Source organism: Parabacteroides sp. AF14-59, from assembly GCF_003479515.1.
Taxonomy (GTDB): Bacteria; Bacteroidota; Bacteroidia; order Bacteroidales; family Tannerellaceae; genus Parabacteroides; species Parabacteroides faecis.
Window position 1 is genome coordinate 26,004 of record NZ_QUHH01000018.1, and the last position, 11,605, is coordinate 37,608.

The following is an 11,605-nucleotide window of genomic DNA, read 5'->3' on the forward strand; positions in this document are numbered from 1 at the left end:
AAAGGCAAGTTCTTCAACCTGCCTTTTTTTGTTATTTTATTACCATTCTATCGGACCTTGTCCTGTGGCTATCAGATAATCATTCGCTTTGCTGAAATGTTTGTTCCCGAAGAATCCCCGATAAGCGGAGAGGGGAGAAGGATGTGCCGATTTCAGGATCAGATTGCGTGAAGCATCGATCACGGCTCCTTTGCGTTGAGCATATGATCCCCAGAGAATGTAAACGATATGGCTGCGTTCTTCCGCCAGGTTCCGGATCACGGCATCAGTGAATGTTTCCCATCCCCGGTTTTGATGTGAGCCTGCCTGATGTGCACGGACTGTCAGGGTGGCGTTCAATAACAGGACACCCTGGTCTGCCCAGCGTAAAAGGTTACCGCTTGGGGGCATCGGTTTGCCCAGGTCGCTTTCTATCTCTTTGAAAATATTGATCAGGGAAGGCGGATAAGGTGTTCCGTCCTGCACGGAAAAGCAAAGCCCGTGTGCCTGTCCCGGCTCGTGATAAGGGTCTTGTCCCAGTATGACAACTTTTACTTTATCGAAAGGACAATGCTCGAAAGCATTAAAGATGTAGGGTCCCGGGGGATATACAGTTCCGTGACTGTATTCCTGTTTTACAAAGTTGATCAACTCTTTGAAATAATCTTTTTCAAATTCGGGGGCTAACCGTTCTTTCCAGCTTTGTTCGATCTTTACGTCCATAACTTTAAATTAAATACATTCCTGCAGCACGGGCTTCCTGACGCATTTCTTCCGGCCAGATACTTGCCTGGATTTCGCCGATATGGGCTTTACGCAGATAAAACATACACAACCGGCTTTGGCCGATACCGCCTCCGATACTTTGAGGCAGTTCGCCGTTTAAGAGGCGTTTGTGGAAGTAGAGTTCTTTTTTCTCTTCTGCATTACATGTCTTCAATTGGCGTAGCAACGCTTCTTTATCTACGCGGATACCCATTGAAGATAGTTCCATCGAGCGGTTCAGGACATCGTCCCAGACAAGCAGGTCACCGTTCAATCCGATCTGTCCGTTTTCTGCAACAGTCGACCAGTCGTCGTAGTCCGGAGCACGTCCGTCATGTTTCTCCCCGTTGCTTAACTGACATCCGATGCCGATGATGAATACTGCTCCGTATTCTTTGGCAATAGCGTCTTCCCGTTCTTTCGGTGTAAAGGTAGGATATTTTTGCAACAAATCCTCGGAATGTATGAAATGAATCTGCTGTGGAAGTGTCGGTCTTATCTGTGGGAACATTTCGTATACGAGATATTCAGTGCGCACCATGGCGGCATAAATGCGGCGTACCGTCTCTTTCAGAAATTCGATATTGCGTTCTTCAGGACTCATTACCCGTTCCCAGTCCCACTGGTCAACATATAATGAATGCAGGTTCCCCAGTTCTTCATCGGAACGGATAGCATTCATATCTGTATAAATACCGTATCCTTCTTCTATATTATAATCGGCTAAAGTGAGTCGTTTCCATTTAGCCAGTGAATGTACGATCTCGGCTTTGGAATCATTCAGATCTTTGATGGGAAATGTAACAGCTCGCTCCGTTCCGTTCAGGTCATCATTGATACCCATCCCTTTAAGAACGAACAAAGGTGCCGTGACACGACGCAGGCGTAACTCCGAAGACAGGTTTTGCTGGAAAAAGTCTTTGATCTTCTTGATTCCCATTTCTGTTTGAGACAGGTTTAGCAAAGCCTTATATCCCGCAGGTTTAATTAAATAGCTCATATACTTGTTGTGCTTTGTGTTTGTTAAATATGAGTCGCAAAGATAATGATTAATGGCAAAATAGCAATGTTTATGCCTTTTTTATTTGCAAAATGGCAGTATATATGCTGAAGTGTGTTGCAAAATATCAAAACTTATGTTGTAGGGCAGAAAAAAGAAAGATAGATAAAACTCTTCGGCCGTTCGTTTGGTTTCTTCCGATATTATATTTACTTTTGCCCCGTCTTTGGCCTGGTAGCTTAGTGAATAGAGCGTCAGATTCCGGTTCTGAAGGTCGAGGGTTTGAATCCCTCCCGGGTCACAACAAGAAAGCGATGTCGTATGATGTCGCTTTTTTTTGTATATGGGATGAATATCATACTTGTTTTTGAAATGCACTATCATACTATCATTATTCAGGATATGCCGTTATATATCAGTTGTTTGACTTATGATAGTTGCTGTTTTTAACTATCATTCAACTCTCATGCATCTATCATAATCCTGTTCTGAAACAGGAGGACAGGTGTATTTTTATCATAAATATATAGTTGAAAGTTAGCGATATAGTGACAAAAGTTGTTTGACACCCGGGTCTCGATACCCTCGACACCCGGGTCTGAGCATCGTCGAGATGGGGGTGTGAAATGGGTTGAAACGGGTATCTTGCTGACAAGAAGCAAGCAGTCCTGTAAAATAAAACAATAGCTTTCAGCTAAAAAAGTAGTAGGATAACAAGTTGGGAGGGAGGATATGCATCTGTTTCAGACCTTTTTTGCCGGAGTAAACGACGATGCCTACAGGGTAAAAATGCTGAAATGATGGTTTTATGATAGTTGAATGATAGTTAAAAACAGCAACTATCATGACTCAAATAATTGATATATAGATGTATATCTTGGAAAATGATAGTATGATAGTTAATTTTGTTTTATTGTCTTGAAGCGGCTGATCGGATCCTTTTATTCGGATTGGATAAGAAAAGAGAGTCCTGTGAACCGAAAAACAATGAACCTTTCATTTTCTTTATTGTTTTATATATAAGTTATTAATTGTAATTAAACAAAATAATATGTTGGCGATATACAGATTTTTATTCCCGTCTAAACCGGACGGCACAGCTATTTCACTGTTGTTATTGGCATTACGTATCCTTTTCGGAGGGTTGTTGTTGTCTCATGGTATCCAGAAATGGACTAACTTTACAGAGATGTCTGCTGTTTTTCCCGATCCGCTGGGGGTTGGTAGTCAGGTGTCGTTAGGACTGGCTATTTTTGGAGAGTTGGCCTGTTCGATCGGTTTCATCTTCGGTGCGCTGTATCGTTTGGCGATGATCCCGATGATTTTTACCATGTGTATGGCCTTCTTCGTTATTCATGGCAATGATGCGTTTGCTGTAAAAGAGTTGGCATTCATTTATCTGGTTGTCTTTATATTGATGTATATTACCGGTCCGGGTAAATTTTCGATAGACCGGATGATATCGATACCGCTATCGAAGAAGAGAAGGTGAAAATCAGACGATGCAGATTAGAGTTACGATCCCTTGTTTTGCCGGATAGGTAATATTAGTAGACTACATTCTTTTGCGTTTGTATGTATCTGAATTATGGTATTCTGTGTGATCCATCCTTCAAGGAGCCGATCACACGGATAAGTTTTACTGCAATAATCGATATAATGAATAAGTTCCGTTGTATCGTCGAGAAAAAGAAATGCTCCTTTGCATATCTTGTTGCGATCAAATAAACAAGTCAGTGTGGAAGACTCAAACCGGACTTCCAGGCTGGTTTCTTTTTGGGCTTTAAATATATAATGTTTTTCATTCTGCTCTCTGTCAACAAAAACCGTTTTTACAAAACTAAGGGGTTTATTGATTGCGAGGCATCCCAGGGTTATTTGCTCTGCATAATTCCTGTTGTTTTTTTGAGTCATATTATTGTCTGTTTAAAAATGATAGGCAAAGGAATAAAATACAAGTCCAATGGTCTATCGGGCAAGCTGATCCCTTATCAAATGTGGTATTAATATTATTGAGAGTTTTATTGGGTGATATTATTCTATTAAATAAAATATTATCAGGATTAATACTTACTTTTGCATTAGGTAAATCATCTATAATAATTAATATGGAGGCAACAGTAAAAAAAAGTAATCATGGGGCGAATGTTCGTCGTTGGAGAGAATGGCGGAATGTTAATCAGGATGTGCTTGCAGAGCAAATAGGTGTTTCACAGGCTACTTTATCAGGTTATGAGAAAAGGGATAAATTGGAAATCGAAATACTTGAAAAGATTGCTAAAGCTTTAAATATTCCTGTTGAAGCCATTACTGAATTAGGGAGTGATGCTTCTATTAATATTGTAAATGCTTATGATAATTCAGGTTCGATCAACTATTCTCCTACCTTTAATCCATTAGATAAAATAGTCGAACTTTATGATAAACTTCTGGAAGCAGAAAAGGAAAAGGTTGCGATGTTGCAAGAAGTTTTAAGGGATAAAAGATAGGCTTTATGTTGGGATGATGAAAGATGCTGATAATGAGCCTGTATAGATCGTATTTTGGTAAACCTGCTGAACGTCCAGATCATCACTACAAGCGACAAGGCAAAAAAGGAGGCAAGCATGCAGCCGCATACAAATTGCCGAATTCATGAAATTGACCGCATCGTTACTAACTCCGACTGACAGGTCGAACACTGCCGGCACAAAGAGAAAAATGATCAGAAAGAGATAGAATGTCTCCATAATTGCTTGTTATGTATTTGGTTGCAAAGGTCTGAAACAAATATTACGCAATAAGGACATAGATGTTACAAGTCGAACTATACCCACACAGAAACAGTTGAATAAAAAAATAATGTTATCGAACTAAGGGATTTTCTTTATATTCGCGACTCTTATTATAAGAACATTGTTAATCTTGCTCACACTTGGGAGAGAATCGGGACGATATCATACAGTGGGTTTGTGAAATGGCCTTATCGGATTCGCAGACCGCTCTAAAATCGCTTTACATGGCCTACTTCGGTCCGCTAATGCGATTTACGGGCATGTATGTCTCATCGCCGGCGGAAGCCGAAGAGATTGTTTCCGATACCTTCTTAGCTATCTGGGACAACCGCAAGCAACTTCCCGGCATCTCCCATTTCGATTCTTACATTTATACGGTAGCCCGCCACAAAGCGATCAGCTATTATCGCAAACAGCACATGGAGCAGGTATCGCTGGACGAAATCTCCATCGACCTTTTCACCTCGACCGAAACGACTCCCGAAGAAGAGCTTATCAGCCAGGAAGGGATCCGCCGCCTGAACCTGGCGATCGACTCGCTGCCCGCCAAATGCAAGATGGCTTTTAAACTCGTCCGCGAAGACAAGCTCAAATATAAAGAAGTGGCTGCCATCCTCGACATCTCCGTCAAAACACTGGAAGCACATTTGGCGAATGCCGTCCGCAAACTGCGGGAAACACTTGCCGACGATTGCATCTGAAAAGCAACACTCCGGCAGGAAACAAAAGTTCCATTAAGTGAAATTTTCTATCTTTTTCTCATTTCGACTAAGGGGATTCTCATTTCCCTGCGACTATACATATAGAAACACACAGAATGGAAAACAGAATAAACCATATAATCGCACGTGTCCTGAGTGGAGAAAGTTCTTCGGATGACATCCTTTCGCTAAGCGAATGGCTGAACGAAAACGAAAAGAACCGGGACGAATTCCGACGGCTCAAGAATTATTGGGATGCGGATGTCGCTTTCAAACATTCCGTCGCCCCTGCTTTCTCGGCCGACAAACTGCAACAAAAGATCAATGTACAAAAGGGGCAGACTTTCCGGCGGCAATTATGGAGAAACGCCATTCCACTAATTGCCGCTGCCTGTTTGCTTTTCATTTTCTCAACAGGCTTTTTCCTTTATAATACAAATGACCGTACATCCGAATACTACACCTTGCTGACGGACGAACATAAGTCTAACTTCACGATGGAAGACGGAACCGTCATCACATTGAACAAGAACAGCCGCCTAAGCTATTCCGACAGATACGGAAAAGACAGCCGCAACGTCAAATTGGAAGGTGAAGCTTATTTCGAAGTGGCAAAAGATTCAGGCAAGCCCTTCCAAATAGAGATGAACGGTGCCTCTATCACCGTATTGGGCACGCACTTCAACGTGAAAGCAGATGCGGAATCCGACGATATCACAGCAACCCTTGTGGAAGGTTCCATCCGTTTCGAAGGTGCAAAACAAAATATCGTGATGACTCCGAACCAGCAACTAACTTTTAGCCGGTCGACAAACAAGGTTGATGTAAAACATGTTGATACAGACCCTTTTACTTCTTGGAAAGACGGTCTGTTGAAATATAAATCGATTCCGTTCATCGAACTTATCAAAGAGCTGCAGAGTACTTATAAAGTAGAAATCCAGATCGACAGTCAGGAACTGAAAAAACCAGCCGTGACCGTCTCCGGGACTTTCAGTCAAGAACAAAGCATCGAGCAGATCCTAAAAGTCATTTCCCGTAGCCTACCTATCCGGTGGCACAATAGCGACGGAGTTTATTACATACAATATGCAACACTAAAAAGATAATGCCTATGAAGTAGCACCAGTGTTAACCTTAATAAACCGGTCATACCAAAGAATACAACCGGTTTAAAATCATTAAATTTAATTTTCCGCTTCGTCCGCTCCGCGACCAAACATTGTGGATGAAGCGAATTATCAATCTTTAAATCAGTACAAAAATATGGAAAATGTTTCGTATTACAAGTCTTTCTTACCCAAAGGTTTAAAAAAACTTTTTACAATTATGAGAATCACGATCATCTTACTATTCGTGGCTCTGTTTCAAACCGTAGCTGTGGAATCGTCTTATTCCCAGTCTGCAACTATATCACTCAAAGCAGAGCAAATGTACCTTACGGATCTATTCTCTCAGATAGAGAACCAAAGTGAATTTCTTTTCTTTTATGTGGATGAAGAAGTGAAAAATGTAAAAGTCAACATCCAGACAAAAAACAAACAAATCGATGAAGTCCTTTCACAAGCATTGGCCGGTACCGACCTGACTTATACGATCAACGATCGTAATATCAACATCACTCGGAAAGCATATGCTGCCCAGCAAAAACAAACAAAACATATTACCGGTAAAATAACAGATGCAAATGGGGAACCTATTATCGGTGCAAACGTAATCGAAAAAGGTACAACCAATGGTATCATCACCGACATTGAAGGTAATTTCGATCTCAATGTCACATCTTCTTCCATACTACAAATTTCCTATGTCGGTTATCTTTCACAAGAAATACAAGTAGGAAACAAAAACTTATTTAACATCAAATTGATTGAAGATACACAAGATATTGATGAAGTTGTAGTTGTTGGTTACGGTACACAGAAAAAAGCAAACCTGACAGGTTCGGTAACATCTGTCTCTATAAAAGATTTGACCAAGCGTCAGGTTGGTCAAACTTCAATGGCCCTACAGGGCCTCATTCCGGGTGTCGCCATCACACAACGTAGCGGACAGCCGGGAGCCGACGGAGGAACGATCAGCATCCGGGGTAAAACGACTTTGAACAATAATGACGCCCTAATTCTGGTGGATGGAGTTGAGATGGGAATCAATGACATCGATCCTTCTCTAATCGAGTCTATCTCCGTATTGAAAGATGCTGCATCCTCCGCTATCTACGGTTCACGTGCAGCCAATGGTGTTATACTTATTACCACAAAACGTGCAGAAGCGGATAAATTCACTGTTTCATATAACGGTTATGTTGGTTGGCAGAGCGCGATCGACCTTCCAGACAAAGTCGGGGCTATCGATCATATGTTGATGACAAATACAGCCTATACCAATATCGGTAAATCTCCTCTCTATTCAGACGAATATATCCAGGAATACCGTCAGGGCATGTTGACAGATCCGGATCGTTATCCCGATACTGACTGGTATGACGAATGTTTGACTAACAGTGGCTTGATGCAAAATCACTTTGTCACATTAAGTGGAGGTTCAAAACGAATCCGTACAAATGCCAGTTTCGGCTATATGGACCAGCAAGGTATCATTGAAAATGCAAATTACAAACGTTACACTTTCCGCATGAATACAGATATGGACATTTCTTCTACTTTGTCCGCCCGTATCGATGCACACTTGAATATGATCGACCAGAAAGAACCGTCCAGAACGGATGCATTCCATTGGATGAGCCGTATTCCTGCCATCCAAGCCGGTGTCCTTAGCACAGGACAATGGGGTGAAGGCTGGAACGGGGACAACCCCATCGCTTTCACCAATGACGGAGGTTTAAAAAAACAACGGAAACCGACCGCAGTTGTCAATGTTGCATTGAACTACCAACCGTTTGAATGGTTAACTTTCCAGGGTAACTATGCAGCCAATTATTGGGAAAACCATACGTCTGATTTCCGAAAAGTAGTTCAGACTTATAAGTACGACGGTTCTCCTTATTACCGTTCTCCACAAAAAAGTACGCTGAACGATCAGACATCGAGGAACTTGAGAAACTTGTTGACAGCTTCTGCAACATTCGACAAACGATTCAATGATCACGGTATAAAAGCAATGGTAGGTTACCAGCAAGAAGACCATCGCTATGATATGCATAAAGGCTATCGTGAAAACTATGCATTCCCCGATTATCCGGTATTGGATGCCGGTGGAGAAGAAAACCAAAAAGCATACGGTAATTCCTACGAATGGTCTCTGCGTTCTATTTTCGGACGTATCAATTATGACTATCAAGGTAAATATCTGTTCGAAGCCAATATGCGTTATGATGGTTCTTCCCGTTTTGCAGAAGGAAACAAATGGGGTATTTTCCCTTCTGTATCTGCAGGATGGCGTATATCGGAAGAAGCATTTTGGGAACCAATCAGAAATATTGTCGACAACCTTAAATTCAGAGCTTCGTGGGGACAATTGGGTAACCAAAACGTAATGAATGCCGACAATTCTGCAATCGACCCATATCCATTCTCCTCCAATGTTAATTTGGACACGAAATATGTATTCGACAAAACGATATCATCCGGTGCAGCAATCACAAATATGGCAAACAGAAAAATCACGTGGGAAACTACGACTTCTACTGATATTGGTATCGATGCAACCCTATTTGGTAAACTGAATATCACTGCCGATTATTTCTACAAAGTGACCGACGACATTTTGATGAAACTAAACGTACCTCTTATCATTGGTATGGATGCTCCCTCACAAAATGCAGGTAAGATGGAGAATAGAGGTTGGGAAGTCTCTCTTAGCTATGCAGACCAGGTCGGAGATTTTAACTATCGTGCATCTTTCAATATATCGGATGTACGCAACAAAATTCTGGATATGAGAGGTGTAAACCAAACAGGTCTAACAGTCAACCGTGAAGGGTACGAAATGTACTCCATCTACGGATTAGAAGCTATTGGTTATATCCAGCCGGAAGATTACGATGCCGATGGAAATTATTTAGGAGCTACTCAATATGGTAACTTCGGCCCTGGTGATATTAAATATAAAGACCAGAATGGTGACGGAGTTATCAATACTTCCGATTATAAGATCATCGGTGGGACAATTCCACGTTACACATTTGGGTTGTCACTTTATGGGGATTACAAAGGATTTGACCTGAGTATGTTATTCCAGGGAGTCGGAAAAGCCGACGGCTATATCAATGGCCAGGGAATCCAGACTTTCATCGAAGGCGGTACAGTCCAGGAACAACATAAAGACTACTGGACTTCTGAGAACAGAGACGCTAAATTCCCACGTTTGGCTTTCAACGAAACAAACAATATGCAGAACTCCTCTTTCTGGATGAAGAATGCAGCTTATATTCGTTTAAAAAACATACAATTGGGTTATACACTGCCTAAAAATGTATTAAGAAAAACTCCAATATCTTATCTACGTTTCTATGTAAGTGGCGACAACCTGTTGACAATAGACAGTTTCTGGGATGGATTCGATGTTGAAGCTCCTATCGGTAATGGAGGATATTACCCACAATTAAAGACAATCAGCTTCGGTGTAGATCTTAAGTTCTAATGTTCAACCTTTAAATTAAATCTGAAAATGAAAAAAGTAATATTATATGCAGCTGCCGTATGTTCTGCTTTATGCATGAATTCGTGTAGCGACTATTTGGATAAGAATCCACTGAACTCTCCTTCGGATCAAACTTTTTTAGCGACCGAAACAGAAATGCAAATGGCTTTGGCATCCTGCTATACAGCTCTATGGACAGACTTCGAGACCATGACATTCTTCCTGTCGTTCGATGAAGCTGCCGATATAGGATATGATCGTAATACAAGTGCCTTACAGACTATGGCACAAGGAGCTGCCGATGCCAATAGCGACCTCGCAAAAAATTATTGGACTGCTTTTTATGCAGGCATCGCAAAATGTAATTATCTTTTACAAAATATGTCCAGAGGTGAAGATAACGTACCCCCGGCAACTTACACACAGATCAAAGCTGAAGCTCAATTCCTTCGTGCCCTTTATTACTCGTATTTAATTGAATTATACGGGGATGTTCCTTTGATCACAGATGTATTGACATTGGAAACAGGGCAACAACCCAGAAATCCCAAAAGCGAAGTTGTAGACTTCATTTTAAAAGAATACACAGAAGCAGCCGAAAATCTTCCTTCGACAAATAACCCGACTTCCGGTCATGCGACGAAAGGCGCAGCTTTAGCTCTAAAGGCCAGAACCGCCCTTTACAATGAACGCTGGCAGGATGCAATTTCCGCATCACAAGCAGTTATGGCAATGGAGGGAACGGAATATATCATCGAAGATGACTATTCCAAACTTTTTAAATATGAAGGCCAAACATCGAAGGAAGTTATCTTCTCCGTACAATATCTGTTAGGAACAAAAGTACATGCCCTTTATCGGTTGTTTGGTTCTCGTAATGCGTTGGCACATACGAATAAGAAACCAGCTTACCAACTGGCCGATACCTGGGAATGTATAGATGGAAAACAAATTGATGAATCTCCGATGTTTGATCCTAAAAATCCATATGAAAACAGAGATCCACGTCTGGGATATACATTAGCCGTTTCCGGTTCGGAGTTTTTAGGTTTCCAGTTCGAAACTCATGGAGACAGTACACAATGTTGGAATTATATGACTAACCAGCGTGTTGACAATCTGGAAGCAACTCATGCTTATGCGACATTTACCGGTATTTGCTGGCGTAAATATGCTAATATAGAAGATAAAGATGCGTTGAACGACTGTGATATGAATACAATCCTGATTCGTTATCCGGAGGTCTTGTTAACATATGCCGAAGCAAAGATAAAAGCAGGAGAAATCGACGCATCCGTTTTGGAAGCGATCAACAAAGTTCGCCAACGTCCTTCTGTTAAGATGCCGCCGATCACGACAACTGATCCGAACGAATTATTCTACGCTGTTGCTCGTGAACGCAAATACGAATTTTCAGGTGAAGGCCTACGTCTGTTCGATATTCGCCGTTGGAAAATTGCCGAGACCGTCATGAATCAACCTCTTTTAGGTAGAATGAAGAAGTCTTATCCTGATAAGGCACCGCGTATCGACGAATGGGGTACAGCTTTTTATGAAGGTATTCCCATTGCTGAAAGTGGAGAATCGGCAGACTTTAAAATGCGTATTGTCGATATCCGTAAATTCGATAAGAACAGGGATTATTTATGGCCAATCCCATATATCGAAAGACAAACCAATCCAAATCTGACTCAGAATCCTAATTACGAATAAATTCGCATCTCTGATATTTACCCCGGATGTCGCTTGGATATCTTTATCAAATCACATTCGGGGTAATTTCC

General features: G+C 41.4%; 10 protein-coding genes and 1 tRNA gene. 7 read left to right on the forward strand and 4 right to left on the reverse strand.

Annotation, left to right across the window (positions count from 1 at the left end; all coding sequences use genetic code 11):
* Positions 1 to 39 precede the first annotated feature (39 nt).
* Positions 40 to 702 (reverse strand): uracil-DNA glycosylase, encoded by a 663-nt coding sequence (gene ung, locus DWW23_RS17935; protein WP_122354741.1) that lies wholly within the window; start codon positions 700 to 702, stop codon positions 40 to 42.
* A gap of 4 nt (positions 703 to 706) precedes the next feature.
* Positions 707 to 1,744 carry an aspartate--ammonia ligase gene (gene asnA / locus DWW23_RS17940; protein WP_122354743.1) on the reverse strand — a complete coding sequence of 346 codons (1,038 nt, stop codon included), beginning with the start codon at positions 1,742 to 1,744 and terminating at the stop codon, positions 707 to 709.
* Positions 1,745 to 1,972: 228 nt separating this feature from the next.
* Here asnA and DWW23_RS17945 point away from each other — a divergent pair.
* Together DWW23_RS17945 and DWW23_RS17950 are read left to right on the forward strand one after the other, a co-directional pair.
* Positions 1,973 to 2,045 (forward strand) — tRNA-Arg (locus DWW23_RS17945).
* A gap of 750 nt (positions 2,046 to 2,795) precedes the next feature.
* Complete coding sequence (locus DWW23_RS17950; protein ID WP_122354745.1) at positions 2,796 to 3,236, forward strand: DoxX family protein; 441 nt, start codon at positions 2,796 to 2,798, stop codon at positions 3,234 to 3,236.
* A 23-nt stretch (positions 3,237 to 3,259) separates the two neighbouring features.
* Here DWW23_RS17950 and DWW23_RS17955 read toward each other — a convergent pair whose 3' ends face one another.
* Positions 3,260 to 3,658: a hypothetical protein gene (locus DWW23_RS17955; protein ID WP_122354747.1), complete on the reverse strand. Its 399-nt coding sequence runs from the start codon at positions 3,656 to 3,658 to the stop codon at positions 3,260 to 3,262.
* Between the two features lie 194 nt (positions 3,659 to 3,852).
* Here DWW23_RS17955 and DWW23_RS17960 point away from each other — a divergent pair, with 194 nt between their 5' ends.
* A complete protein-coding gene (locus DWW23_RS17960; protein ID WP_122354749.1) occupies positions 3,853 to 4,233 on the forward strand; it encodes a helix-turn-helix domain-containing protein in 381 nt (126 codons plus the stop codon).
* A gap of 3 nt (positions 4,234 to 4,236) precedes the next feature.
* On the opposite strand, the gene DWW23_RS17965 is transcribed toward DWW23_RS17960, so the two are convergent.
* Positions 4,237 to 4,473, reverse strand: a complete 237-nt coding sequence (locus DWW23_RS17965) for a hypothetical protein (protein ID WP_122354751.1) — start codon at positions 4,471 to 4,473, stop codon at positions 4,237 to 4,239.
* Positions 4,474 to 4,658: 185 nt separating this feature from the next.
* Here DWW23_RS17965 and DWW23_RS17970 point away from each other — a divergent pair, with 185 nt between their 5' ends.
* The 4 genes from DWW23_RS17970 (at position 4,659) to DWW23_RS17985 (ending at position 11,534) form a co-directional block, all read left to right on the forward strand.
* A complete protein-coding gene (locus DWW23_RS17970; RefSeq protein WP_122354753.1) occupies positions 4,659 to 5,219 on the forward strand; it encodes an RNA polymerase sigma-70 factor in 561 nt (186 codons plus the stop codon).
* Between the two features lie 116 nt (positions 5,220 to 5,335).
* Positions 5,336 to 6,328 carry a FecR family protein gene (locus tag DWW23_RS17975; RefSeq protein WP_122354755.1) on the forward strand — a complete coding sequence of 331 codons (993 nt, stop codon included), beginning with the start codon at positions 5,336 to 5,338 and terminating at the stop codon, positions 6,326 to 6,328.
* A 220-nt stretch (positions 6,329 to 6,548) separates the two neighbouring features.
* Positions 6,549 to 9,821, forward strand: a complete 3,273-nt coding sequence (locus DWW23_RS17980) for a TonB-dependent receptor (RefSeq protein WP_158583210.1) — start codon at positions 6,549 to 6,551, stop codon at positions 9,819 to 9,821.
* Positions 9,822 to 9,848: 27 nt separating this feature from the next.
* Positions 9,849 to 11,534 (forward strand): RagB/SusD family nutrient uptake outer membrane protein, encoded by a 1,686-nt coding sequence (locus DWW23_RS17985; RefSeq protein ID WP_122354759.1) that lies wholly within the window; start codon positions 9,849 to 9,851, stop codon positions 11,532 to 11,534.
* The last annotated feature ends 71 nt before the right edge of the window (positions 11,535 to 11,605 follow it).

What these genes read in the sequence shown, in the direction of transcription:
- DWW23_RS17960 (WP_122354749.1), top strand. Translation starts at nt 3,853, where the DNA reads ATGGAGGCAACAGTAAAAAAAAGTAATCATGGGGCGAATGTTCGTCGT.
- ung (WP_122354741.1), bottom strand. Translation starts at nt 702, where the DNA reads ATGGACGTAAAGATCGAACAAAGCTGGAAAGAACGGTTAGCCCCCGAA.
- DWW23_RS17965 (WP_122354751.1), bottom strand. Translation starts at nt 4,473, where the DNA reads ATGGAGACATTCTATCTCTTTCTGATCATTTTTCTCTTTGTGCCGGCA.
- DWW23_RS17955 (WP_122354747.1), bottom strand. Translation starts at nt 3,658, where the DNA reads ATGACTCAAAAAAACAACAGGAATTATGCAGAGCAAATAACCCTGGGA.
- DWW23_RS17980 (WP_158583210.1), top strand. Translation starts at nt 6,549, where the DNA reads ATGAGAATCACGATCATCTTACTATTCGTGGCTCTGTTTCAAACCGTA.
- DWW23_RS17985 (WP_122354759.1), top strand. Translation starts at nt 9,849, where the DNA reads ATGAAAAAAGTAATATTATATGCAGCTGCCGTATGTTCTGCTTTATGC.
- DWW23_RS17950 (WP_122354745.1), top strand. Translation starts at nt 2,796, where the DNA reads ATGTTGGCGATATACAGATTTTTATTCCCGTCTAAACCGGACGGCACA.
- DWW23_RS17975 (WP_122354755.1), top strand. Translation starts at nt 5,336, where the DNA reads ATGGAAAACAGAATAAACCATATAATCGCACGTGTCCTGAGTGGAGAA.
- asnA (WP_122354743.1), bottom strand. Translation starts at nt 1,744, where the DNA reads ATGAGCTATTTAATTAAACCTGCGGGATATAAGGCTTTGCTAAACCTG.